Source organism: Galliscardovia ingluviei, assembly GCF_014635685.1.
In the GTDB taxonomy this organism is placed as follows: domain Bacteria; phylum Actinomycetota; class Actinomycetes; order Actinomycetales; family Bifidobacteriaceae; genus Galliscardovia; species Galliscardovia ingluviei.
Window position 1 is genome coordinate 1 of sequence record NZ_BMDH01000005.1, and the last position, 25,290, is coordinate 25,290.

The 25,290-nt window shown below is 47.0% G+C and carries 21 protein-coding genes; 5 read left to right on the forward strand and 16 right to left on the reverse strand.

What is annotated here, in order from left to right; translation table 11 throughout:
• Both IEU85_RS08745 and IEU85_RS07270 read left to right on the forward strand, forming a co-directional pair.
• Positions 1–189: hypothetical protein (locus IEU85_RS08745; RefSeq protein ID WP_229714831.1), on the forward strand; the 189-nt coding region annotated here is incomplete at its 5' end.
• Positions 190–644: 455 nt separating this feature from the next.
• Positions 645–3,287 (forward strand): alpha/beta fold hydrolase, encoded by a 2,643-nt coding sequence (locus tag IEU85_RS07270; protein ID WP_188355603.1) that lies wholly within the window; start codon positions 645–647, stop codon positions 3,285–3,287.
• Between the two features lie 164 nt (positions 3,288–3,451).
• On the opposite strand, the gene IEU85_RS07275 is transcribed toward IEU85_RS07270, so the two are convergent.
• From IEU85_RS07275 to ffh, 6 genes are all read right to left on the reverse strand, one after another.
• On the reverse strand, positions 3,452–4,054 hold the full coding sequence (locus IEU85_RS07275) for a nitroreductase family protein (protein ID WP_188355604.1): 603 nt from the start codon (positions 4,052–4,054) through the stop codon (positions 3,452–3,454).
• 147 nt (positions 4,055–4,201) lie between these two features.
• Positions 4,202–4,906: a helix-turn-helix transcriptional regulator gene (locus IEU85_RS07280; RefSeq protein WP_188355605.1), complete on the reverse strand. Its 705-nt coding sequence runs from the start codon at positions 4,904–4,906 to the stop codon at positions 4,202–4,204.
• 172 nt (positions 4,907–5,078) lie between these two features.
• The gene (dsdA, locus tag IEU85_RS07285) at positions 5,079–6,446 is read right to left on the reverse strand and encodes a D-serine ammonia-lyase (protein WP_188355606.1); all 1,368 of its coding nucleotides are present in this window, start codon (positions 6,444–6,446) and stop codon (positions 5,079–5,081) included.
• A gap of 78 nt (positions 6,447–6,524) precedes the next feature.
• Entirely contained in the window at positions 6,525–7,868 is a 1,344-nt protein-coding gene (locus IEU85_RS07290) for a GntT/GntP/DsdX family permease (protein ID WP_188355607.1), read from the reverse strand.
• A 77-nt stretch (positions 7,869–7,945) separates the two neighbouring features.
• Positions 7,946–9,187, reverse strand: a complete 1,242-nt coding sequence (locus tag IEU85_RS07295; RefSeq protein WP_188355608.1) for an endonuclease/exonuclease/phosphatase family protein — start codon at positions 9,185–9,187, stop codon at positions 7,946–7,948.
• A 39-nt stretch (positions 9,188–9,226) separates the two neighbouring features.
• The gene (gene ffh / locus IEU85_RS07300; RefSeq protein ID WP_188355671.1) at positions 9,227–10,909 is read right to left on the reverse strand and encodes a signal recognition particle protein; all 1,683 of its coding nucleotides are present in this window, start codon (positions 10,907–10,909) and stop codon (positions 9,227–9,229) included.
• A gap of 179 nt (positions 10,910–11,088) precedes the next feature.
• On the opposite strand from ffh, the gene IEU85_RS07305 reads away from it, so the two are divergent.
• Positions 11,089–12,174, forward strand: coding sequence for a cation transporter (locus IEU85_RS07305; RefSeq protein WP_188355609.1), 1,086 nt, complete (start codon positions 11,089–11,091; stop codon positions 12,172–12,174).
• A 51-nt stretch (positions 12,175–12,225) separates the two neighbouring features.
• Here IEU85_RS07305 and IEU85_RS07310 read toward each other — a convergent pair whose 3' ends face one another.
• Both IEU85_RS07310 and IEU85_RS07315 read right to left on the reverse strand, forming a co-directional pair.
• Positions 12,226–14,304: an ABC-F family ATP-binding cassette domain-containing protein gene (locus tag IEU85_RS07310; RefSeq protein ID WP_188355610.1), complete on the reverse strand. Its 2,079-nt coding sequence runs from the start codon at positions 14,302–14,304 to the stop codon at positions 12,226–12,228.
• Between the two features lie 126 nt (positions 14,305–14,430).
• Positions 14,431–15,147 (reverse strand): type 1 glutamine amidotransferase, encoded by a 717-nt coding sequence (locus tag IEU85_RS07315; RefSeq protein WP_188355611.1) that lies wholly within the window; start codon positions 15,145–15,147, stop codon positions 14,431–14,433.
• 108 nt (positions 15,148–15,255) lie between these two features.
• On the opposite strand from IEU85_RS07315, the gene cysS reads away from it, so the two are divergent.
• Positions 15,256–16,863 carry a cysteine--tRNA ligase gene (cysS, locus tag IEU85_RS07320; RefSeq protein WP_188355612.1) on the forward strand — a complete coding sequence of 536 codons (1,608 nt, stop codon included), beginning with the start codon at positions 15,256–15,258 and terminating at the stop codon, positions 16,861–16,863.
• Between the two features lie 226 nt (positions 16,864–17,089).
• Here the strand turns inward: cysS and ilvN are convergent, their stop codons facing one another.
• The 7 genes from ilvN to coaD form a co-directional block, all read right to left on the reverse strand.
• Positions 17,090–17,644 (reverse strand): acetolactate synthase small subunit, encoded by a 555-nt coding sequence (gene ilvN, locus IEU85_RS07325; protein ID WP_188355613.1) that lies wholly within the window; start codon positions 17,642–17,644, stop codon positions 17,090–17,092.
• A gap of 1 nt (position 17,645) precedes the next feature.
• A complete protein-coding gene (locus IEU85_RS07330; RefSeq protein ID WP_188355614.1) occupies positions 17,646–19,586 on the reverse strand; it encodes an acetolactate synthase large subunit in 1,941 nt (646 codons plus the stop codon).
• 271 nt (positions 19,587–19,857) lie between these two features.
• A complete protein-coding gene (gene rnc, locus IEU85_RS07335) occupies positions 19,858–20,598 on the reverse strand; it encodes a ribonuclease III (protein ID WP_229714837.1) in 741 nt (246 codons plus the stop codon).
• Between the two features lie 143 nt (positions 20,599–20,741).
• Positions 20,742–20,936 (reverse strand): 50S ribosomal protein L32, encoded by a 195-nt coding sequence (gene rpmF, locus IEU85_RS07340; RefSeq protein ID WP_188355616.1) that lies wholly within the window; start codon positions 20,934–20,936, stop codon positions 20,742–20,744.
• A gap of 114 nt (positions 20,937–21,050) precedes the next feature.
• A complete protein-coding gene (locus IEU85_RS07345) occupies positions 21,051–21,650 on the reverse strand; it encodes a YceD family protein (protein WP_188355617.1) in 600 nt (199 codons plus the stop codon).
• Between the two features lie 140 nt (positions 21,651–21,790).
• On the reverse strand, positions 21,791–22,777 hold the full coding sequence (locus IEU85_RS07350; RefSeq protein ID WP_188355618.1) for a hypothetical protein: 987 nt from the start codon (positions 22,775–22,777) through the stop codon (positions 21,791–21,793).
• Positions 22,774–23,271 carry a pantetheine-phosphate adenylyltransferase gene (coaD, locus tag IEU85_RS07355; RefSeq protein WP_188355619.1) on the reverse strand — a complete coding sequence of 166 codons (498 nt, stop codon included), beginning with the start codon at positions 23,269–23,271 and terminating at the stop codon, positions 22,774–22,776. Before coaD ends, IEU85_RS07350 begins: the two co-directional genes overlap by 4 nt.
• Positions 23,272–23,444: 173 nt before the next feature.
• On the opposite strand from coaD, the gene IEU85_RS07360 reads away from it, so the two are divergent.
• Positions 23,445–23,765 (forward strand): DUF3039 domain-containing protein, encoded by a 321-nt coding sequence (locus IEU85_RS07360; protein WP_188355620.1) that lies wholly within the window; start codon positions 23,445–23,447, stop codon positions 23,763–23,765.
• A gap of 158 nt (positions 23,766–23,923) precedes the next feature.
• Here IEU85_RS07360 and IEU85_RS07365 read toward each other — a convergent pair whose 3' ends face one another.
• Positions 23,924–25,288, reverse strand: coding sequence for a nicotinate phosphoribosyltransferase (locus IEU85_RS07365; RefSeq protein ID WP_268234215.1), 1,365 nt, complete (start codon positions 25,286–25,288; stop codon positions 23,924–23,926).
• Between the last annotated feature and the right edge of the window lie 2 nt (positions 25,289–25,290).

Genomic DNA, 25,290 nt, shown 5'->3' on the forward strand with positions numbered 1-25,290 from the left:
TGGAAGCCAAGACCCGGCACGGCGATGGTACTGCACTCGGTAGGGTGTGGGAGAGTAGCACACCGCCACGGACACACTCTTAAAGAAAAGCCACCCATTGAGGTGGCTTTCTTGCATTCTAACACGAGTGTGCGTGATTCTTCTTCTTGCACTAACCACACACACCCACAACACGATAAGGGCTTATAGGCTCAACAGCACAACAAAAATACGAACCACAACAGGGCGCAGTACACAAACTATTCTCCCCTATTCACAACATGATGGCTGATCACCTCTGTTATATATGCAGAACACTATTCAGTAAAGTTATAGCAATATAATATCTTTTCAAACTTTTATTTGGTGTTTGACGTTAGCACATATAATTGGCTACTCATATACCTTTTCTGCCTATACGTGTTAAGCAAAATTTCCTCAAACCTTTCGAATCAGTAACCCAATATGCAATCCAGCATTGCGAGCTAAGATAATCCAGTATTGCGAGCTAATATTGCGACTCAGTACTCCTGAATAATTACTGAATCATCTAGAAACAGGATCGATTTTCAATATCTGAAAAGCACACGACAAAGCGCTTCATATTCAGATATCCTAGAATTTCTCTCCACGAGAAACGCTGGAACATCTACGTTTGGAGGATTATGAAGGGGATTACCAAAATTACTATAGGGGTAGCAGTTACTGCTGCATTGCTATTACCAACAGGTATTGCTTCAGCTGCCACTACTAATGAAGTAACAGCATACACGCCAAGTCAATTCTTGAGCTTTAATGGTGCAGTAACTTTACTACAAGACAAGGTGCCACTGAATCCGCGACCAGTAACTCAGCAGGATATTAGTGAACTCAATCAAGTTGCACAAGAAAATGTGGTTACTGCAAACTCTGCCACAAGCTCGCCTACAACTACATCTACAACTGTAAAACCTGCTGCTCCAACGCAAGTTGCGCCAAATCCACTTGATTTTGACACGATTAAGCAAGATGATGTGTATTATCGCTTGCCTGAGGCTGCACAGCGCTATATGACTGATGGCGGTATTACTCTTTCGGGACCGCAAGCTGGTGGACAATCTGCTGGTACAGTGCCAGCTGGGCTGGAAAACTACTATGCTCAACAGGTAGATTGGTTTAGTTGTACTGAGTTTGGCTATGAAGAAGCTGAGGGTACGCAATGTGGTTATGCTACAGTACCGCTTGATTACAATAATCCAACTGGACCGTCAGTAAAAATTGCAATGTATAAAATTGAGCATAATGCTGAATTTGAAAAACTTGGCACTATTTTTACCGATCCGGGCGGCCCTGGTGGTTCTGGAACTGAATATGCCTCTGGCATGGTGGGGTCAGAAAGCGAAACTTTACAACGTTACGATGTGATTGGTTTTGACCCTCGCGGAACAGGTGTTTCACTGCCGCAGTTGCGCTGCCAATCATCTGATGCACTAGACAAGCAGCGCCAAGGTATGGATGGTTTCACTGGCGAGCAGATTGATCAAGTAACAGCATACAATACCCAACAATGCTATGCGAACACTGCTCGTGGGTATAACGGCATTACTGGTGACATGTTCATTCCAACTGTTGGTACAGAAAACGTGGTGAAAGATCTCGACGTTATGCGCTCTATCGTGGGCGATACCAAGTTGAACTATATTGGCTTTAGCTACGGTACGAGCATTGGTTATCACTATGCTATGCAGTTCCCTGGGAACATGCGCGCAGTGGTACTTGATGGTGTGGTGAACCCTCTCGAGAATAATGAAGCCTTAAGTAAGAGTGAACCATACGTATCGTATCTGCCACAAAGTGATGTTAAGGAATCTCCAGATGTTGCGCAAATGCGAGGCTTCGGGGAGACCTTCAAGCAGTTCCTTGGTTGGTGTTTGACCTCTGCAGAGACTACGAATATTTGGTCAGAGGGTGATGCACTGCCATGTGCATTAGGTGAAACCGTATCGAATCCAACGGATGATGATATTAATGCTGCCTATAAAGCCTATCAGCAGATTGCACAAGCTAACTGGGGTGCGCAAAAGTATGCGTACCATGGTCGCGTGTTATCGTTTGCCGATACCACTACTGGAACTATTCAGTCCATGTATGCAAGCTCTTTGTGGAAGTATCTGAACTATGCTTTGCTCCTGATGAAAATCAAGAATAATCCTGGCATGATGTTGCAGCTTGCAGACATGTATCAGGGGCGTGACGGTCAAGGCAAATATGACTTTATGATGGCTAGTTTCAATACGATTAGTTGTGTGGACTCGCGAGAAGATCATTCGGATAGGAATGTTGTGGCGACAACCCTCAGACAATCATACGAAGTTGCACCATTTATTGATCCAGGTGTGAATGCTGATGGCACTAAGCGCGGAGAAGAGCCACAATACGGTGTGTGTCAATATTATAAGACTCGTGGTCAGTTGGCTACTGGTCATGAAATCGACCATGCGCCAAATGTTCTTGTAGTGTCTTCTTCGTATGATCCAGCAACTCCATATCCTAATGGTGTGATTGCTGCGCATGCCTTACACGGCACATTGCTTACCGTGGCTAATGAGCAGCATTGTGCGTATGGTAAGTCAGATTGTGCCACAACAGTAGTGGATGCATTCTTTGCAGATCCTGATGCGTTTACCAAGAAAATTGATGACGGCAGTTTTGCTAATGAGACACAATGGTATGGCAAAGAGGGTGTGTCTACAAAGGATATCTATAACAAGGTTATTACCGCCAGTGAGTGTCAATTAACATCATTCCGCGTGCCGCCTCAAGTGAAGTTGCAGCTTGCTGAGTCTCAAGTGCATCCTGGAGATACTGTGAAGCTCACGGCTCAAGGATTTACTGCAGGACATACTGTGCGTTTTGAACTACATTCGCAGCCTGTAGTACTTGGTGAAGTAGAAGTAAATGCTGATGGTGAGGCAGTATTGGAAGCTACTATTCCAGCAGATACTGTGAAAGGTGAGCATCAGATAGTTGCAATTGATAGTGCTAATGAGAATATTAGTGCACAGCAATCTATTAAGGTGAACGTCAAGTCAGCTGGGACTACTACTAACGGATCTAGTAGTAGCACTACTTCTCCAAGTGATGGCAACTCTGGTTCTCATAGTGGTACATCTCAACCTGCTGTAGATGCCAAGTATGGTTCAGAAGCTAGAGTATCAATGCTTTCACAAACAGGCTCCACTATTATGATGTTCGCGTTTGCAATCATAGTACTTGTAGCTGCTACAGGTATTGTGCTTGCTGTACGTAAAAATCAATTGAATAAGTAGCCTCAATATTACGTGTTTTGCAAAAGGCACATTTTAGTAAGACATGTAATATCAAAAGTCCTGTACAGTAGCTGTATACTGCTGTACAGGACTTATTTGTATAGGTTAGTTATGAGTAATACGGTATTAATTAATTGATTTACTGCTCAATAAATTGCTCAAAGTTACTCGCCGATAACGCGCACGCGCTCGTTAATGTCACCGTGGTTTTCAGCGCCAGTTGCCTGAACTACATGACCAAATGGCATCTGGGCAATGAGCTTCCAGGAAGCAGGAATGTTGAAGTGTGAAGCAACTTCGTCATCAATCAGTGGGTTGTAGTGCTGCACAGAAGCACCCAAGCCTGCCTCAGCAAGAGCAGTCCATACAGCGAGCTGCAAGGAGCCATTGGCTTCGTTTGCCCAGCGTGGGAAGTTATCAGCATACAGTGGGAAGTTCTCCTGCAAGCCCTTGGTTACATCGGTGTCGTCAAAGAAAAGCACGGTGCCGTATGCTGCTGCAAAGCCGGCAATCTTTTCCTGAGTCTTGGCGAACTGCTCTTCTGCGGTAACGTTTTTCAAGGCACCAAGTACGATATCGTTCCACAGTGCCTTGTGTTCTTCGCCAAATACAATAACCATGCGCTGTGGGTTGGAGTTAAATGCGCTTGGTACTGCTGCAGCGGTGTCCTTGATAACCTTGACGATTTCATCGTTAGAAAGTGTGACGTTGCCGTCAAGTACATACTGTGAGTGGCGCTTATTCAAAACATCTACAAGTGCTGACATGATTCCCCTTAGGTGAACTTGAGTATTTCTACGTCTCTACAAACGCATGCAGTTCGCAGCGTTTTATTTGAATCAGGAAGTACTATACTTGCTTACGCAACTATCTTCAAGAAAAATAATAAAATTTTGCTGTGAGCGTGCAAGCCATTATTTGTTTTTTTGGATGGTGTGAAGATAGCGATATACCGAGGATTCTGCTACTCCCAGCTGATCTGCAACTGTGCCAATAGCCCCCTTAAAGCGAAAATATCCACGCTCATTTAGCGTGCGAATAATAGATAGTCGGTCATCAACACTGAGTTTATGAGCGCTAATACCGCGCCTCACACACATTGCAGTAATAGTATCTGCGGCCATATCTGAGACTGATGCAACAAGATTCTCTTCCTGCACTCCGGTATGCTCGGTACTTGCTGATGCTGGTTGCAGATTTGGGAAATAGAGTGCCCCCAGACGTTCAATACTTTGTTTCACGGTAACAAAGGCACTTGGGTCAGTGTTGAGACACAATGCTCCAACAATACGACCTTCTCTGCGAATAAAAAATGTCGATGATACAAGAGGAATGTCATGTAACACGCTATGTGCTTCGTAACCGATAACGTAATCTTTCCCATCTCGTATGCCGTCTCGCAGTACTTTATACATAAGATCTGTGGAAGGCGAACCAATACTGCGTCCGCTAACATGACCATTTGCAATGGCAATAACAGATTGGTCAGGATGCGCAACATCATGGAGCACTACTTCCGTTGATGAACCTAGTGCGAGTCCCAAAAATTCAACCAGTGGGATGTAGGATTGCACTAATGCTATATCTTCTTCTATTGCTGATGTATGTGTTTGATCCATAATATTCCACATCTGTTGAATAGTTGAGTATTGTTGTTCATGGTGATGGTATGGCTCAATATAGCATATCGAACCATACCATTTGGGATATGTGTAAATTGTGCTATATGCGTTACTAACTTTTAGTGATGTAATACAAGATATGGAATACAGTACTAAAAGTTATGGATGCCTATAAAAGTGCCATACCTTTTTCAATATAGCTTCGCATTTCCTCACGTGGGACCATTGAGCCACCTGTTGCCCAAGCAATATGGGTGGCATTGCACATACGTTCATCGGTAAGACCCATGCGATCGCGATATTCGGCGTCTTGCATTACACGCCAAGGTCCTGCAAATCCAGCTGAGCTTGACGGTTCAATATCAATATTGCTCGTGTGGTCGAGTAAAGCGATGAGGCGATAGAGTTCGTCGTCATCAATGGTATAGAAACCGTCTAGTAAGTGCTGCATTGCATGTCCTACAAATCCTGATGCCCTACCAACTGCTAATCCGTCTGCAGCTGTGAGGTTATCGATACCAAAGTCCTGCACACATACAGCATTGTGTGCGCCGGTAAGTACACCTAAATACATACATGGGGCATGGGTTGGTTCTGCAAAAATGCAATGAACATTGTCGCCAAACTCAGTTTTGAGACCAAAAGCGACTCCTCCTGGTCCACCGCCAACACCGCATGGGAGATATACAAAGAGTGGATGCTCACTATCGACAGTAATATCCATCGTTTTGAGTTGTCCTGCAAGCCTGCGTGCAGCAACAGCATATCCGAGGAACAAGGTCGAAGAGTTTTCGTCATCGACAAAGTATGCTGTCGGATCAGATTCTGCTTCTTTTCTGCCGGAGGCAACTGCAACAGAATAGTCTGACTCATATTCATACACATGTACGCCATGCTCGCGTAGCTTATCCTTTTTCCACTGTCGTGCGTCAGCTGACATGTGTACGCTGGCATCAAAACCGAGGGCGGCACTCATAATACCGATAGAAAGCCCAAGATTTCCTGTGGAACCAACAGCAACCTTATAGCCGCTGAAAAACTTGTGCATACGTTCGCTTGCAAGAATACGATAGTCATCATCAAGTGAGAGTAATCCGGCTTCGATGGCTAAATCTTCTGCGTGCTTCAGAACTTCGTAAATACCGCCGCGAGCCTTAATCGAGCCGCTGATTGGCAATTCGCTATCGAGTTTTGCCCAGAGTTGTCCGGGCATGTGGCTGCCATAGCGCTCGCCAATAGCTGCCTGCTGATCTGGAACTGCGACGAGTGGAGATTCGAGAATTCCTTCAGTCTTCTTGGTTTCTGGGAAAAGCTCCATGAAGAGTGGAGCAAATCGCTTAAGACGGGCTGCAGCATCATCAATATCTTCACGAGTAAGGCCTACATCTGGCAGTGCTTGTGCTGCTGGTTGTACATTTGGATTAAACCAAGTGCTTGGCTGCAAGTCGATCAACTCTTGTAGTTTTGGAAATTCTTCAACCCATTGTGCAATTGGTTTATCCAATACTTTGGTAGTTGGATCAAGTTGCTGTGACATAGTTGCTCCTTTGTATTACTTATATAACACTTATATAAAACTCTGAGTGCGAAATTTTTTGAACAGTTGGCAGATGCCTTACACTACGAGCGACAGTAGTAGCGTGATGCACAGTGCGACTACTGAAGTGATAGTGGTGCTCACAGTAAGTGTGCGTAATGCTTGAGGCACACTCATGTGAAGATATTCTTTTACCATCCAGAATAGTGAATCGGTAACATGGGTAAAGCCGATAGCTCCGGCTCCTATAGCCAAAGCCAATATTGCTGGTGAGAGGTTTGGATTGATGGATAGCATTGGTAATACGATGCCAGCTGCACTAATCATGGCGACAGTTGCTGAACCAACAGCAAAGTGTAATACAAGTGCAATAAGCCAAGCGAGAATAATTGGGCTTACTGGCAGACCTGATAGGGCATCTGCAAGAGCGGGAGCGACACCTGATTCAGTAAGAACTTGATTGAATGCGCCGCCAGCGCCAATGATGAGAAGAATGCCGCCAATCGGTCCGAAAGATCCGTCTGTTATGCTCTGTAAATCGCGCAGTGTGCGCTTGCGGTGTAAACCGAGTGACCAGTAAGCGAATAGTACTGAAATCATGAGTGCCGTGATTGGGTTACCAATAATTTCAATAATTTTAGTGGCAAGTAAATCTGCTGGCATGAGTTTTGTTGCTATTGTCCTCGTAATCATAATCAGCAGAGGCAGCAAAATGGTGAAAAGCGTAAGGCCGAAGCTTGGAAGATTCTTTTCATCAATTGTTGGTAGCTTTTCTTCGGCAGCGATGTCTTCTTCCTGAGGCTTTTCATTATTGCGAATAGCAAAATGAGCAAAGAGTGGACCGCCAACGAGTACTGAAGGAATGGCTACACAAAGACCGAGCATAATAACAGTGCCAATATCTGCGCCAAGTGTGCCTGCAATTGCTGTAGCTGCTGGGTGTGGCGGTAAAATACAGTGGACGACCATCAAGGAAGTTGCTAGTGGAATACCGACTTTGATTCTGGAAATGCCTGCTTCTTTTGCAACAACGAAAACCAGTGGCACAAGAAGTACGAATCCGACTTCGACGAATACAGGAATGCCGCAGATTAGGCCGAGTAGCGCTATAACTATAGTTGCTCGCTGCTTGCCGATAGCGCGTACCAAGGTGGAGGCAAGCCGCTGAGCTCCACCAGAGACCTCTAATAATTTGCCTAAAACGGCACCAAATCCAATGATTAATGTGAGGAATCCTAGCGTCCCTCCAACGCCTTTTTCTAAGATATCTCCTACTGAGCCAAGATCTAGCCCTGTAGTGATTGCAACGAAGAATGCAGCAAGAAGTAGTGCCAGTGAAGCATGCATTTTACATGTGATAATGAGAACTACTACTAGTGCAATTGATGCTAATAGTATGGCAACAAGTGCTCCTGTGCCCATATCGACTCCCTTGTCGTCTCGGCTAATGACAATAAAATATTATCACTAATAATAAATTATTGTTAATTGGAGTGTCTTTACTGTTGCATTGCCAAAGTGGCTATCACTGCCAAGTGATCGGTTCCTCCAATTGCGTGGGCATGTGCGTCAAGTGCTACGAGGCGGTAAGTTGATGGTGAGGCGGCTTGAGAAACTAAAATATGGTCTAGCTCAATACGCGGCCATGTGATCCATCGAGGGAATGTTAATATAGGGTTGCCACTGAGACGACTCAAACCAAGCTGCTGCCGTAGCACCAGATTGTGCGAAGCAAGGGCGTCAATAAAACCACTTCGTAGCAATGCTCGGAAACTTGGGTGGTCGCTGTGTGAATTTAAGTCGCCCATTACTACCGTAGGAATTGCATTATGGCATGCTAACTGACTAAGAGCACGTATACCAGTTGACCAACTTGCACACCCACGCATTGGTGACTTAGGGTGTGCACTTGCAATGCGCACTGTATAATGTGATGTTCCAGATGAGTTAGTCCCAGATGAGTTAGAATCGGCAGAGTTAGGATTGAAAGGATTAGGTTCGGATGAACTAGGGGCGGAAACATCTAGATTGGAAGAACTTGAATCGAAAGCGCTAAGTGTTGGCATAGGAATATGTACCGTAGCCAGCGGAACGGCAGCAGCATCAAGGTCAACGCTACTTGTATGGCAATCTTCTAGGGGGAATGCTGACAATATTACATTGCAACCGCCATTGTCTGCGTTGGTTGCAATGCCAGCACATCTATACGGCAGTGTATCGCGCAATCCGGCTGTATCAAGACGTGCGAGGAGCTCAGGTTGCACTTCCTGCAAGGCGACGCATTGCACGTGATGAGCACGTACTGCCTCGATAATCTCTTGTGCATCGGCTCGGCCATATCGGCAATTCAGTGTCATGACGCGGGCAATAGGCAGTAATGGCTTATGGTGCTGCTGAGCACGATGGTCAGCAGCTAACTGATTGCAACGGCGAATATCGCGATCACGCATAGTACTCTGCATTGCTTGCGTTGTTTTTGATAGCCGCTGCATACGCATATGAATTCTTGTAGCCAGCCACAGCAGTAGTCCAGCTATCGCGAATGCGCCCCACAGCCATGCACGAAGAGCAAGCAGTATACCTGCACATGCGAGTAGTGGAGCCCAAAGCAAAGGAATAAGCGCTATGCAGTAGGGAAGTGGTGCTCGTGCTTCTGCACCTGCAGGTAGCCAACGTAGCGCCAAACACCCTATACAGAGTACCAACACAAGAATGGCTACAGCATATATTGCCGTAGCCAAAACGGATACCATTGTTCCAAACGCAAACATCATGTAAGATTAGCGGCCGAGCAATCCGCCTAAACCTCCACCAAGATTTGGAGGCAGTTCAAGCCCATCAGCGCTACCATTAGAGCCAAGCAAATCGCCTAATCCTGCTGGAAGAGCTGGATTCTGTGGTTGCTTGCGGAAGGCAGAACCAGACTGCTGACCTTCACCAGAGCCGGCGCCTTGAGCCTTGCCTTGCAGCTTAGCTTTTAATGCCTGTGCCTCAGCTTCACGCTTCATAGGATTGCCAGACTTGCCGCCCTTACGCTTCTTCTTGCCGCCCTTACGAGCCGACTTACCAGAGCCACCAGGGGCGCCAAAACCGCCCATACCTGGCATAGAGCGCGAGCCATTACTTAAGCGCTTCATCATCTTAGCGGCTTGCTCAAATCGCTGGAGTAACGCATTAACAGCAGAAACAGTCGTACCAGAACCATATGCGATACGGGCACGGCGGGAACCGTCAATAATCTTAGGGTTGCGACGTTCTGCAGGGGTCATTGAGCGAATAATAGCCTCTGTACGATCCACCTCGCGCTCATCAAACATCTCAAGCTCTTTGCGATGCTGAGCCATGCCAGGAATCATACCGAGAAGATTCTTCATTGGACCAAGCTTGCGCACTTGCTGCAGCTGATCCAAGAAGTCGTCTAATCCAAACTCGCCCTCAGCAAGTTTCGCCGCAGCCTCACGTGCCTGCTCTTCATCAAACTGCTTCTGCGCCTGCTCAATAAGAGTGAGAATATCACCCATATCAAGAATTCTGGAAGCCATACGATCAGGATGGAAAACCTCAAAATCTTCCAAACCTTCGCCAGTGGACGAGAACATAATTGGCTTACCGGTAACTGATGCTACAGAAAGCGCCGCACCGCCACGAGCATCACCATCAAGTTTAGACAACACTACGCCAGTGAAATCTACACCTTCATCAAACGCCTGAGCGGTTCGCACTGCGTCCTGACCAATCATGGCATCGATAACGAACAGAATTTCTTGAGGATTAACCGCATCACGAATATCGCGCGCCTGCTGCATCAACGTTTCATCAACGCCTAAGCGACCTGCGGTATCAATAATAACCGTATCGTAGAGCTTCTGACGTGCTACCTCAATAGATTGACGGGCGACAGCAACAGGGTCTCCCGAAGTTTCTCCAGGAAGTGCTACTTGGTCGCCACCATCAGACTGAACACCTTTTTCTGGAGCATATACTGGCACTCCTGCGCGCTCGCCAACAACCTGCAACTGGGTTACTGCATTTGGTCGTTGCAAATCAGCGGCAACCAGCATAGGAGTATGTCCAGCTTCTTTCAGCCAATGACCAAGTTTGCCAGCCAGCGTAGTTTTACCAGCACCCTGCAAACCTGCCAGCATAATAACCGTTGGAGGATTCTTCGCGAAATTCAGCGGGCGATCAACGCCAGCACCCAGAATCTCAGTAAGTTCGTCATTGACGATTTTAACTACTTGCTGCGCTGGGTTTAATGCCTCAGAAACTTCTTCGCCTAAAGCACGCTCACGAATACGCGCAGTAAAGGAACGAACTACTTCAAGTGCCACATCGGCGTCGAGCAAAGCACGGCGAATTTCGCGGATAGTGCCATCAATATCCGCATTCGTCAGCTTGCCTTTGGAACGCAAATTCTTAAATGCGTTCGATAGTCTGTCAGTCAAAGATGAGAAAGCCATAATGCTCTCTAGTGTAACTGTTTGGTGGGATTTATTCATACTATGCTGGCAGAGAGCATTACATTTGTTATCATAGGCTGTGCTTATGTGTGCGATATAGCACGTGCATGTATAAAACGGACACCCCGGTGCGAGCCCCACCCTGCGTTGCAAGGTCTCGCCCAGCACAGGAAGGCCCAACTATGCCACTTAATGCTCACCTTCAATCGAGCACTACTTCTACTATTTCATCAATCACAACTCAACACCATACTTCTGAAAACACTACCTCCATAAACACTACATCTGTAGATATTGCAAATACTCACAGTGTACCCACAGCAAGTAAACCCCTAGAAGGTAAAGCCACGGCAAATAAAGCCACTGATATTAAATCCATAGAGCGTAAAGCACTGCGTATTGGTATCGCCATCAACATACTTATGGTGCTTGCCGGCTACTCTGTATTTATGATTACTGGCTTAAAAGCCATGTTCCTAGATGCTTCTTTTACTGTAATTTCAGTGGTTTCCGGCATAATTGCAGTGATATTATCGCGCAAGAGTGGTAGAACTAGCGAGCGTTTCCCTCGTGGTATGTTTGCATTGGAACCTATGTATGCCATTGCAAAAGCTATGTTTACGCTATCGCTGCTGATTTTTGCTGTATTAGACGCTTCAAGCGTGGCTGTGGAATGGCTGCTATATGGCGAAGGCGAGCCGATTAAAGCTGAGCCAGTGTTGGTATATGAAATTATTACCGTGCTCATGTGCGCCGGATTATTGGCATTGTATAAGCATTACGATGCGCGTATTCGTGGCGCAAGTACTATGGTACAAGCTGAAATGAATAGTACGTTTATTGATGGTGCTATTTCTTTGGGGATTGGAATTGCAGCGCTGGCAATTGTACTTCTTCCTCAGAATGCTGCATTTGCGTGGATTCATTACACAGGGGATTTCTGGATAACTCTGGTGATTGCGCTTTGCGCTATTAAAGAACCAGTAGGAGTGCTCAAAGCTGCATTTATTGAGTTAGTTGGTGGTGTGCATACAGATAGTGATGTGCAACAGCTGGTAGAAGAATATGCTGTGCAACATATTCCCGAACAAACTGAGTTTGAGCAAGTGCTGGTTTTCAAAACCGGCATGAACTATCGCATTGATGTGCAATTACGCGCTGTTGGAACGCATCTTGACGTGGTGCATATGCTGGCATGTAAGCGCACACTTGAACATGAGCTTACACGCCAGTTGGGCTTAGTTGATGTGGATTTTGCTTTTGACTAGATGGTGTTTGAGCAGGGCAGTATTGTTGTTAATCGACAGGGTTGACTAGTGCTACCCCTCAAGCTGTTCGCTCAGCTCCATCCACTCTGTCTCAAGCTCATCAGTTTGGCTTTGAATATTAGTGAGCTGCGCAGTAAACTGTGCTAATCCTTCAAAATCAGTTTGATCATGCGCTGCCATACGCTCTTCAACCGTGGCTTTTTCTTCTTGCAGCTTGGTGAGTTTGCGCTCAATAGCATTCATACGCTTGGTGGCCTCATGGAAGGCCTTGCCGCTGAGTGCAGTATCTGTCGATGTGCCGGTGCTCGCAGTATTGGTATCGGTTTGACTGCTAGCATTCTTAGTGCTGGAGCCCTTGACATGAGCGTCAGGTGTCGCATTATCAGCATTCCCAAGATTTCCTAGCGCAGTGCTAGTTGGTACGAAATCAAGAGACTGCCCATGTTGCAAGCGCTCAATCATATCAAGGTAATCATCAACGCCGCCCGGTAGATGTCGAATTTTGCCACCAATCAGCGCAAACTGTTGATCGGTGACGCGCTCAAGTAAGTATCGGTCATGGCTAACTACAATCAGTGTGCCCGGCCAAGTATCGAGCAAATCTTCCATAACGGCGAGCATGTCGGTATCCAAATCATTACCAGGCTCGTCCATAATCAGCACATTTGGCTCATCAAGGAGGATAAGTAGCAATTGCATACGCCGCTTTTGACCGCCGGAAAGATCCTTAATTGGCGTCATCAGCTGGGCTGCGCTAAAGCCAAGCCGTTCCATGAGTTGGCCGGTACTTACTTCTTTACCATCGACAATATAGGTTGGCTTATAACGGCTGAGCACTTCTTTAATTTTGTATTTACCCAGTGCCTCAAGCTCATCAAGACGCTGTGAAAGCACGGCAAATTTTACTGTTTTACCAATATTTACTCTGCCGACAGTTGGTTTGAGTGAGCCGTCAATAAGTTTCAGCAACGTAGTTTTACCAGCACCATTTGCGCCCACAATGCCAAATCGGTCACCCGGGCCAATGAGCCAAGTGACGTTATCGAGGAGTTTACGTCCACGGATAGTTACGCGGCTTGCTGCACGAGTTTCATGAGATTCAGTAGCATGTGCAGTATCAGTTGATGCATCATCAGACTGTGCAGTTTCACGAACTACTTCCACCGAGCCAAAAATTTGTGGCTCTTGCACTAGTGGCGTTACTACATCAGCAGAACCATCAACTCCAGTAGGTACAGGCACAATATTAGTAACATCAACTAAATCAACAACTTGCTTACCAAGGCGCGAGGTAGCCATCTGCTTAAGCTCAATACTATTGCGCACAGGTGGCACATCTGCAATCAATGCGCGCGCAGTTTTCACGTGGAACTTTTGTTTAGTAGAACGTGCTCTAGCACCACGGGTCAGCCAAGCCAATTCTTTTCGTGCCAAATTACGGCGACGACTTTCTCGAACATCTGCTTGACGGTCACGCTCCACTCGTTGCAGCATGTACGCACTATAGCCGCCTTCAAATGGCTCAATTGTGGCATCATGCACTTCCCACATCGAAGTGCATACCTCATCTAAAAACCAGCGGTCGTGTGTAACAATCAGTAACGCTCCAGAACCTTTTGGCCAACGCTGCTCCAAATGCTTAGCAAGCCAATGAATAGTAATAACATCTAAATGATTTGTTGGCTCGTCAAGGGCTAATATATCCCAGTCTTTGAGCAGTAATCGTGCCAAATCTGCTCGTCGGCGTTGCCCGCCGGAAAGCTCGCCAATTCGAGCCTCTAAATTTATGCCACCTAATAATGCTTCTACAATAGAGCGTGACTGAGGTTCTGAGGCCCACTCATAATCCTGACGACCTTCTAATGCTGCCTCGCGCACTGTTGCCTGATCATCAAGCTGATCAGACTGACCAAGCATTCCAAAACGTAAGTCACCGCGCTTGGTAACGCGACCGGAATCAGGTTCAATGTCACCTTTTAATACGCGCAGTAGCGTTGATTTACCATCGCCATTACGACCCACAATACCAATGCGGTCGCCTTCAAATACGCCTTGCGTAATATTCGTAGCGATAGTCGTTGTAGCAAAACTTAACGAAACTTGTTCAAATCCAATATCATAGGTAGGCACAGGGCAAATGTACCTGAACCCAATGAAATTATGCTTACAGGTATGCCTACAAGTAAGAGTGCTTATACGCAATAGTGCCTAGAACTGTAGCCTCTGCTTCAATTACACAATTACATGCTTATAAACTTACATACTTGCTATTGTGCTGGCACATCGCGCCGCAAAGCCAGAGCAAATAGTGTCGGCCATCGGTTGCATTTGCGGATTATACAGTGCGTATTCTTCGCGTAATTTAGCAATTTGAGATTTTTTCAAACCCTCAACCATAGGTTCTGTAGAAAGCCATTCTTCAAAAAGTGGAGGAGTGACCTCAATATGGAATTGCAACGCCAATGCCGAGCCAAAGCGGAACGCCTGATTTTTTGTATATTTGGACTTTGCTAGCAATTGCGCGCCCTCAGGAAGGCTAACCACATCATTGTGCCAATGCAGCACATTAAGTTCTTTCGCCCACATATCAAAATAATGATGCTGCCCCACACGCTCAATAGGCGCAAAACCAATCTCTGGTTGTTTACCTTGTTTTAATTTGCCACCCAGCGCTGTACCAATAATTTGATGCCCTAAACAAATGCCAATCACAGGCTTGCCTACAGCAATAGCAGCTTTTGCAAGTTTTGCCTCTGCCTTCAGCCCGGGATACTTGTCAAAATCAAGAGCTCCCATTGGTCCGCCCATAATAACCAGACCTGCTATATCTGCAAAATTTGGCAGATCAGGTTTCTTAGTATCGAGAATGGTAAGCGTTTGCGTGGCAATGTTCAGCTCTTCAAGCGAGTCCAGGATCCTTCCCGGCTTCTCCCAAGGGACATGCTGAATAATCAAAACTTGCGGTTGTGCCATACCTCTATTGTGGCACACTATAGGAACACTTGGTGCGCGAATCTAGGAATATGTGCTACACGAGCTGGAGTGCAAGTGCTGTCTACTAACGCAACTAAAGTTTGAACCATGACACATACTCCACAACCGCTTGAAATGAACAGTTCCGTGGCATCGCAATTACGCCTGTACAATACTGCATCGCATAGTGTTGAGCAGTTTGTGCCACTGCGTGAAGGTCATGTGGGTATGTACGTGTGTGGTGCGACAGTGCAGAGCTCTCCTCATATTGGGCATGTTCGTGCAGCTGTTGCTTTTGACGTAGTGCGTCGTTGGTTGTTGCGACTTGGTTTTGACGTAACTTTTGTGCGCAATGTTACGGATATTGACGATAAAATCCTTGATAAAGCAAGCGCAGCAGGACAACAATGGTGGGCTCGCGCATACTACTACGAGCGCGAATTTAATACTGCATACCAGACCTTGGGTGTGCTCGCTCCGACTGTAGAGCCACGTGCTACTGGGCATGTGCCAGACATGATTGCGTTAGTTCAGCGCTTAATTGAGCGAGGACATGCTTATGTAGTACCTGATGAGCATGGTAATCCGAGCGGCAACGTGTACTTTGATGTACCAAGTTGGCCACGCTATGGAGAGCTTACGCACCAAGAATCTGGTACTCGAGCAGCTCTTGACGATGCTGCGCGAATTGCTGAACAAATGGGACCGAGTGTAGACGCGACGGGAGAAGATAAATACAATCCTGTTGATGTTGCCGACGCGAGTAGTGACAAGCATAATCCTCGTGATTTTGCACTATGGAAAGCGCCAAAAGATACTGATCCGCTTGACGCTCGCTGGCAAACGCCATTCGGCACAGGTCGCCCAGGCTGGCATTTGGAATGCTCTGCGATGAGTCACCGCTATTTAGGGGATGATTTTGATATTCACGGTGGCGGTCTTGATTTGCGCTTCCCTCATCATGAGAATGAAACTGCGCAGTCTCGTGCAGCTGGGTGGGGTTTTGCGCATTTGTGGATGCACTCAGCATGGGTGACTGCAAAAGGTGAGAAAATGAGCAAATCACTGGGTAATGGCTTGTCAGTACCAGTAGTAGTGGCTCAGTGCGGCACACCTTGGGTACTGCGCTATGCCTTAGCTAGCGTGCAGTATCGTTCTATGCTTGAATGGTCTGAACAAACTTTAGTAGAGGCCAAAGCTGCATACGAACGCATCATGAATTTCTTAGATCATGCCACTGCTGCAGGTGTGCACTTTGATGAGAACCAAGTACAGGCAGTGCGTGCGGATGAGCTTCCTGAGGCATTCGTCGCCGCAATGAATGATGACATCAATGTTTCTGGTGCCTTAGCTCAAGTATTTGCGCTGGTTCGTCAAGGTAATAGTGTGCTGGCTGAGTTGGATACTGCTCAGGCTTCTGGTCAGTTGCAGGAGAGTGAGACATTGCGTAGCACTTTGGCTCAGCTTACCTTGCAAGTGCGCGCTATGCTCGATACGCTTGGATTAGATCCATACAATAGCCAATGGCATGTGCAGCAAGCAGACAATCGTGAGTATGAAGCATTAGATACTATGGTTTCTGCATTATTAGAGCAGCGTGCTCAGGCTCGTGCTGTCAAAGATTTTGCTACTGCAGATGCTATCCGTGACACACTTACACAGGCAGGTATTATTGTTGAAGATAGTGCTGCAGGATCTACTTGGAGTATTGCATAGGGCATTAGAGAATTTGCATAAGTAGCATTGCACAATAGCGCTGCATAAACATAATGCACATACATTGACAATACACATACGTTGATGCCCAAGTACTTACGATCATATGTATCAGTGAGCACTTGGGCACTATGTGTATTATGCGCATGAATACGTCATTTTATCTACTCATCATGCCTGTATTACACCTATTATCACACCTGCGTATGTGCTTATGTGCACGAGTTTAACGACCAGTAATTTCTGATCCTACAACTTTTTCGCTCAGCGCCTTCGGTCCTCGGCTCAATGCTACAGATCCGGAGCGTACCAGTTCGATAACGCCATAATCGCCAAGCAAACTCAGTAGCGAATCTAGCTTTGCGCCAGAACCTGTTGCTTCAATAACCAGCGACTCTGGGTGCATATCCACTACGCGCACGCGGAATGTTTGCACAATTTCTAGAATATCAGAGCGCGTCTGAGCAGTTGCTGCAACCTTAACTAGTACAAGCTCACGGTCAACAGTATTATCCGCGTCCAATTCCACAATTTTGAGCACATGAAGTAGCTTGTTAAGCTGCTTAATAATCTGCTCTAACGGCACATCATCAACATCAGCAGTTACCGTAATACGCGAAATATCAGGGCGCTCTGTTGGTGACACTGACAGTGAGTTGATGTTAAAGGCGCGCCTTGCAAACAGCCCAGAGACGCGAGCCAATACGCCTGGTCGGTTTTCTACAAGCACAGACAGCGTGTGACGATGTGAATGAGGTCCAGAAGCAGGATAGTTTGGCATATCATCCCTCCTTGTGTTCACTATGTGCTTTGAGTGGCTGAATGCCAGGACGGTAGTTCACTGTGGAATTAGACTGACCGGCGGCAACCATTGGCCACACCATGGCGTCTTTCCACACTCTAAAATCAATCAGCACCGGACGATCGTTGATTTCATTCGCACGATTGATACATGCAATAGCCTCTTCTTTAGTAAAAGCCCGCATGCCTACGCAGCCATATGCTTCAGCAAGCTTAACAAAATCAGGAACATCAATAATTTCCTGATTATCGGTAGCCTGAGTATAATCTGGTTGCCCGGCACCTGCAAATGTTGGAGCTTGTGCATCCGCTTTGCCAACTTCGCCATCAAATAGATTGGTATGTGAATAATGCTTGTCATAAAATAGCGTTTGCCATTGACGTACCATGCCAAACACTGAATTATTCAGTAACGCAATTTTCACTGGAGTGCGCTCAAAGAACGCTGTAGCCAGCTCTTCACTAGTCATTTGGAAGCTGCCATCGCCATCAATAAGCCACACAGGATGCTCGCGCTCGCCATCCATCTTATCGCGTTGTGCACTTACTGCGGCGCCGATAGCAGCAGGCAAACCGTAGCCCATAGTGCCAGCTCCAGCAGAAGAAAGCCAAGAATTAGGCCGGTTGAAGTCGATAAACTGCGAAGCCCACATTTGATGCTGACCTACGCCTGCCACCCAAATAGTGTCATCTGCAGCGCGATTGGACAGCTCACGCACCACCCATTGCGGTGCTAAAGAGCCGTCAGGGGATTCTTCGTAAGTCGTAGGATAATCTTGCTTCCAAGCGCGAATCTGCTGCCACCAAGCGTCAATATCTGGCGCTCCGTTTGTCTGCTGATCTTGCTGAATCTGCTCGATAAGCGCGTCAAGTACGGTAGCAACATCGCCTACAATTGGTACATCAGGCGCACGGTTTTTGCCAATTTCTGCAGGATCAATATCAATATGGATAACGCGCGCACTTGGGGCAAAATCAGGCAACGAACCGGTAACGCGATCGTCGAAACGTGCGCCAATAGCTACTAACAAATCGCATTGTTGTACAGCTCCGGTAGCGGCAATAGTACCATGCATACCGAGCATGCCAAGACAGTGCTCATCGCGCTCTGGAATAATGCCGCGTGCTGTCAAAGTAGTGGCTACTGGAGCGTTGGTGAGCTTGGTTAGAGCTTGCACTTGTGCGCTTGCCTTTGAACGAATAGCGCCACCGCCGACATACAAGACCGGGCGGTATGAGGTGCTAAACAGTTTTGCAGCCTGTTCAATCACGCGACCGTGCGCTTGGGTAGTTGGGTTATAGCCTGGCAAAATTAACCGTTGTGGCCAAGAGTATTGCATCATGCCAGTCTGCGCAGTTTTTGTCAGGTCCACTAGCACTGGACCTGGGCGACCTGTTGTAGCAATATAGTGCGCTTCCGCAAGTACGCGTGGAATATCTTGAGCTTGTGTCACTAAATATGAATGCTTCACCATTGGGTAGGTGGCGCCCACAATATCTGCTTCTTGGAAAGCGTCAGTTCCGATAGCATTCACCCCAACCTGACCGGTAATTACAATCATTGGCACTGAATCCATATTGGCGTCAGCAATTGCGGTAATCATATTTGTAGCTCCAGGACCAGAAGTTACAATGCATACGCCAACTTTGCCTGTTGCAATAGCGTAGCCTTCTGCCATATGTCCTGCAGCTTGTTCATGGCGCACGAGAACAAAGCGGAATTTTGCTTCCTCATATAGCGCGTCATATACCGGCAAAATCGCGCCACCAGGAAGTCCGAAAACATCCATAATACCCAAATCATCCAAAGTGCGGACCAACGCTTGCGCACCCGTCATTGGTTCGCCTTGCGTAGGTTGTGATTGCGATGTTGGTGATTTGGGCACTGCACTAAAAGCTTGCAGTGGAGTTGGTAGTGCCATAACGTCCTCTCATTTCCGGTTAAAATCCAAGGATAAGTGGTTCCAAGGTAACTTAGCTGGCACACGCGGGTGTAGTGTGCTGCTCAAGTGTGTACCGGTCCGCACGAGTGGCGGAGCTCGCGAACATATACGCTTGTGACGTATGCGTTCGCTGGTTGGCACTAGTTTATGGGCTTAGCGCGTAATTTGCAGTAATCGTTCAGCAGGTGGTCACTTTATACTATTTTTCTGCAATTGCTGTGCTAGTACTATATCTCTGTAACTCTATTTGCTACGCTTGGTTGCGCTTGAATTCGTGAATACGCTCTTGAATAGACTCGCGACCAAGCTCATGCCATGCAATTTCAGCAGCAGCTAACTGGGCTTTACGCTTGGAAGAGCCAGTAGCTTGTGCAACTTCAAAGAGATCATTGCCATGAATATCAAGTAATACTGCATGAGCAGTGAATTCTTGCGCGTATTCCGGGCCGCCAGTTTCCATACGGTAGCGTGGGTCGCCAAGTCCCAAACTATGCGATTTCACTGTTAACGAGGTTTTCCAATCCAAAGCTGGGCCTGCGTGAGATACAGCATCTAGCGTATGATCAATAAGTTTATGAACTGTGGTACGTGCTGTTTCAATACCATGCTGCACAAAAACTGCGCCGATAAGAGCCTCAACAGTATCGCATAAAATAGAATCTTTATCAGCGCCACCCGAATCACGTTCGCCGTTGCCCAGCAGAATGTACTGTCCTAAATGCAATGGGTTTCGAGCAATAGCAGAAAGGGACTCTTCAGAAACCGCTTTTGCGCGCATTTTCGCCATTTGCCCTTCGCTATAGTCTGGATGGCGCGTAAATAGTGTTTCAGTAACAACTAATTCCAGCACTGCGTCGCCGAGGAATTCGAGGCGTTCGTTATGAGGCATGCCTTCATGTTCGTGAGCAAAGGAACGGTGAGTGAGTGCATGGATGAGTAATTCAGGTTCCAAAGAAGCACCAAGATGTTCAAACAGCTCCTGTGCTGCCATATTGTGTGATTCCTGCTGTTGTGATGTAGTTGTTTCTGGTATTGCTGCTGAATCAGTCATATATGCCTCTTCAAGTACGGTTGGAATAAAGAAAGCCCCGCCTAGTCACGGTGTACTGGCGAGGCATTCACAAGTAAATAGTATTACTCAGCAAGAGTTGACTTGATTGCGGAGCGATACACGCGACCACGGAATGAACCGCAGTTAGGGCATGCCATGTGTGGCAATGATGGCTGACCGCAGTTAGGGCAGCTTACTGTTACAGTTGCAGTGGTCTTCCAGTTTGCGCGGCGAGAATGTGTATTGGCGCGCGACATCTTATACTTAGGCAGTGCCATTTCTAAAACCTTCTATTCGATCGATCTACATTAAGCTTAAGCCTTCGGTATTATAGCGCGTACGACGAACATTGCCAACTTACGGGTTTATTTTTGTGTACACGCTACGTAGTGTCACTCTTCATCGTTGCGAGCGAGCGCGTCGCGCAATTGCTCTAACGCCGACCAACGCATATCAGTAACGGTGTGCTCATGCTCTGGGTGCTCGTTAAGATTGATACCACATTGCGGGCAAAGCCCCGCACAATCAGGACGGCACAGCGGCTGCAAAGGCATTGCTTCTACAAGCGTATCGCGCAGCAAATCCTCTATATCCATAAATCTACCGCTGGCAGTCAATGCGTAGGTGTCTCCGCCTTCATCTTCGCCAGCAATCACTTCAACATCTCCAGTGAAGTCATGTGCTTTTGGATCCGCGTCATATGGGTAAAAAGCAGTGATATTGATATGGTCTGTGCGGTGCAATGGTGTTAAACAGCGCGTACATTCGGCACTTAATGGCGCGTCAAGCGTACCGGTTAAGAGTAACCCATCAACTAGTGAGTCAATACGTGCGGTTAAGTGTACTGGTTTGCCTTCGGTAACGTGTACAACTTCATCACCAATGCCGCTTGGCACAGGGTAGTCGCTATCAATATCTTTGCTCAAGCCGGTTCTGCTTGATACTAGGTCAACAGCAATTGCCCAAGGGGATTCGTTTTCATGTTGGCTCATGTGGTGTTGTAGTGCTTTCTATTCGGTTGAAATGTAGTTAATTCAAGTCGCCTTTGCAGCTTGCGTATGCTCTCGTGTACTAACTAGTTTTGCATAGTTGCAGTTTGTTAAGTTTGTACTGACTATACGTGCAAATTCAGTTAATGGTGATCTTCTTGCAATAAGCGTAATTGCTCGGCTTCTTTTTGTTGGCGCTCATGAAGCACTTGAATACCGTTGGTTACACTTTGCTGCAAAGTATTTAACTGGTCTTGCACCTGAGTAAGTACTGTGCTTGAGTAGGTGTTAGCACCCTGAGTGAGTTTGTCAGCTTGTAACTGAGCAGTGTGCACAATATCGCGTGCTTTATCGCGCGCAATCGCCACAATATTGTCTTGACTGGCTAGGAACTCCGCTTGCTCTTCTGCTTCATGCACAATAGTTGCGGCACGTGCTTGGGAAGCAGAGATGATGGCGTTAGCTTGAGATTGAGCATTATCAAGACGGGTTTCTGCTTCACGCATTAGTGCAGATGCGCGTTCAAGCTGTACAGGGAGATCTTCTTTGAGTTGGCTCATCAGAGTGAGTAACTCATCGCGATCCACACGTACTAAACCGCCTGAAAAGACACTTACTTTTCCTTCTGCTACCAGTGCTTCGATTGCTTCTACGATGTCGAATACTGTGCCGTATTGGCTATGGGTGCTATCTTGCTGCGGCTCATCGTCGTCAAGCATTACAGCGCGTACTTGCTCATCGATATGTGGTTCGCTTGCGTGCTGTTGAGATGGTGCTGCAGAAGTTGGTGTATATGGTTGATACGGCTCACTATAGGAAGCGGCAACAGTATGTGCAGCTCCAGTATCGTCATTATCAAAATTGGTAAAAGCAGTATTATGTGATGTAGCAACGTATGGTGACTGGTTTGCTGGCTGGTCAGCGTGCACTGTTTGAGAAGAGCCAGTATCATCGCTATCATCAGTGTCAAATTCTGGCGCGAATGTTGGAATTGGTGAAGCAGCAGCGTCCACCTCGGATTGAGCTGGCTGTGCTGATGATGGATTTGCGCTAAATGCGTGTGTGATTACCTCTGATTCGCCAGTATCATCGTTGACAGGCGACGGATCACTACTAAATGGTGTGCTCATAATGCCCTCGATTCATTGCGAAGTGCTTCGGTAAGACGTGGTGCCACGCTAGGGGGCACAAGTCCTGTAACATCGCCGCCATGACGTGCTACATCTTTAACTATAGAACTAGAAATATGCTCTTTTAGCGGATTTGCTGGTAAAAAGAGTGTCTCGACTTTGCCGAGCTGCTTATTGACTAATGCCATGCCAAGTTCAGCTTCGTAATCTCCGTTTTGGCGTAAACCTTTTACAATAACGCTCGCCCCTACACGAGTGCAGTAGTCAGTAATAAGACCATCCGTGGTGGTGACTACAACATCTGGATATCCGTCATCGTGTAGTGCCTGACTAATCATGGCTACTCGCTCTTGTGCGCTAAACATAGGATGCTTGTTAGCGTTAATGGCTACAACAACATGAACGTTGTCAAAAAATTGAGTGCAGCGTTCAATTACGTCGAGATGTCCAGAGGTTACTGGATCAAACGAGCCTGGGCATACAGCAATAGTCATACTTGTAGACTAGCGCGAATGTTGGAAGTTAGCCGAGGGCTCAGTGTTTTGAGGTCTTATAACTATGCGATACAATAACGCTGGAATACGTTGCGTGCATACACCGTAGTTAATAGGTACTATGAATATGGATGCAATGCGGTGAATAATGTGGTATGAATGGTGTGGTAGCAATGAGTGCTAATAATCAATATGCAAAGCGTTATGGAATTGTTGATAGTGAGGAAACCTTTTCTCCACTATCAGACCCTGATTCTTCTACAGGCACTGCGGTACTAGAACGCCCTGAGATTCAAGAAGAAACTAAACTTGATGACAATACGGGCGATGCAGACCGCTATGCGCATTATGCTCCGGCAGATCGTATTGCTGAGTCGCGTTTAACAGGACGACCGGTTGTAGCGTTATGCGGTAAAGTATGGGTGCCTAAGCGCAATCCTGAGGGCTATCCAGTATGCCCTGAATGCAAGGCGATTTATGACTCAATGAAATAACTGATAACAGCATAGCTAGATATTGTTATGAGTTCTTGCAGGTCTTGGCAAGCAAAACGATATAGGTAAGGATAATAGGTAAGGGCGCAATTCCTACAGTGATATGAGGTTTTGCGCCCTGTTATGTTCCTAGCAACTGTACGCCTAGTAATATTATTTTATTCGCTAATATTGAGCACTTCTGTAGGAATTGCCTGATCACCTTGAGATAGTGACAAAGCAGTTACTGGCAAATCTTGCAATGACTTCCAATGATGATCGCGTGCCGCAAATAACGCGTCAGTAGTGGTGAGTGACGTGTCAATATCGCCATGATCCACTGCGCAAATAAGCATATCGCGCACTTCGCCGTATTCTTCGCTCGGCTCCCACTTGGCAAGATCATCTGCGCTGCCACACAGCACAAGCTCGCCCTGCGCCAGCCCATAGCGATACGAGCGCAATGCCTGCTTACGCCACCCATCGGTGCGTTTGCCAAATGAGCGCTTCGCAACCGGGTGCATGCGCCCATCGGAGCCTTCACGCTCCACGAGCTTGTACACCATGGCGCAGGTTGGCTGCCCAGAGCCTGTTACCAGTTGAGTCCCTACGCCATAGGAATCAACCGGAGCGGTTGCCAGTGCGGCAATAGCGTACTCGTCAAGATCATTAGTCACGGTAATAGTGGTGGAGGTGGCGCCCAGGGCATCAAGCTGTTTGCGAGCCTGCTGTGCCAAGGAAGCCAAATCACCGGAATCAATACGAATCCCGCCGAGCTCGGTCCCCGCGACTTCAACCGCCGTAGTAATAGCATCCTCAATGCTATACGTGTCTGTTAGCAGCGTGGTGCCAACGCCTAGGGCGTTAATTTGTGATACGAATGCATCGCGCTCGCTATCATGCAGCAAGGTAAAGGCATGTGCTGCGGTGCCAATGCATGGCAGATTGTACGCTTGGGCTGCTGCCAGATTTGCGGTCCCCTGGAATCCTCCCACAATAGAGGCGCGTGCTGCGGCAATTGCTGCATACTCGTTAGTGCGTCGACCGCCCATGTCCATGCATGGTCGTCCTCCTGCGGCACTGGTCATGCGCGATGCGGCGCTTGCTACTGCACAGTCGAAGTTCAGTACTGAAAGAATCAATGTTTCAAGCAGTGTGCACTCTGCGAATGTGCCTTCAACTTGCACAATTGGAGAGTTGGCAAAGAAAGCTTCACCTTCTGGATAAGCTCGAATAGTGCCTGTGAATTGGAAGTTTTCTAACCATTGTGCTGTGGTTTTGCTAATCACATGGCGGTCTACGAGGAATGCGATGTCGTCCTCGCTTGGTTTGAAATGTGGTAGGTATTCTAGAATTCGTCCTAATCCTGCTGCAATACCGTAGCGCCTACCCGTTGGTAAATGTCTAGTAAAAACTTCAAATACGCATCGTCTATTGGCAGTTCCGTCTTGTAAGGCGGCGTCAAGCATAGTGTATTCGTACATATCGGTAAGCATTGCTGGAGAATTCATATGCTTCCTCTCATTCTCGCCCTCAAGCGTTATTA

Bases quoted from the DNA above. Each gene is read 5' to 3' on its own strand.
- IEU85_RS07270 (WP_188355603.1), top strand. From the start codon at position 645: ATGAAGGGGATTACCAAAATTACTATAGGGGTAGCAGTTACTGCTGCA.
- IEU85_RS07350 (WP_188355618.1), bottom strand. From the start codon at position 22,777: ATGAGCACACCATTTAGTAGTGATCCGTCGCCTGTCAACGATGATACT.
- IEU85_RS07275 (WP_188355604.1), bottom strand. From the start codon at position 4,054: ATGTCAGCACTTGTAGATGTTTTGAATAAGCGCCACTCACAGTATGTA.
- IEU85_RS07360 (WP_188355620.1), top strand. From the start codon at position 23,445: ATGAGTGCTAATAATCAATATGCAAAGCGTTATGGAATTGTTGATAGT.
- IEU85_RS07315 (WP_188355611.1), bottom strand. From the start codon at position 15,147: ATGGCACAACCGCAAGTTTTGATTATTCAGCATGTCCCTTGGGAGAAG.
- IEU85_RS07280 (WP_188355605.1), bottom strand. From the start codon at position 4,906: ATGGATCAAACACATACATCAGCAATAGAAGAAGATATAGCATTAGTG.
- IEU85_RS07290 (WP_188355607.1), bottom strand. From the start codon at position 7,868: ATGGGCACAGGAGCACTTGTTGCCATACTATTAGCATCAATTGCACTA.
- rnc (WP_229714837.1), bottom strand. From the start codon at position 20,598: ATGGCAGCACAGGAGCTGTTTGAACATCTTGGTGCTTCTTTGGAACCT.
- rpmF (WP_188355616.1), bottom strand. From the start codon at position 20,936: ATGGCACTGCCTAAGTATAAGATGTCGCGCGCCAATACACATTCTCGC.
- IEU85_RS07345 (WP_188355617.1), bottom strand. From the start codon at position 21,650: ATGAGCCAACATGAAAACGAATCCCCTTGGGCAATTGCTGTTGACCTA.
- cysS (WP_188355612.1), top strand. From the start codon at position 15,256: ATGACACATACTCCACAACCGCTTGAAATGAACAGTTCCGTGGCATCG.
- IEU85_RS07305 (WP_188355609.1), top strand. From the start codon at position 11,089: ATGCCACTTAATGCTCACCTTCAATCGAGCACTACTTCTACTATTTCA.
- ilvN (WP_188355613.1), bottom strand. From the start codon at position 17,644: ATGCCAAACTATCCTGCTTCTGGACCTCATTCACATCGTCACACGCTG.
- dsdA (WP_188355606.1), bottom strand. From the start codon at position 6,446: ATGTCACAGCAACTTGATCCAACTACCAAAGTATTGGATAAACCAATT.
- coaD (WP_188355619.1), bottom strand. From the start codon at position 23,271: ATGACTATTGCTGTATGCCCAGGCTCGTTTGATCCAGTAACCTCTGGA.
- IEU85_RS07330 (WP_188355614.1), bottom strand. From the start codon at position 19,586: ATGGCACTACCAACTCCACTGCAAGCTTTTAGTGCAGTGCCCAAATCA.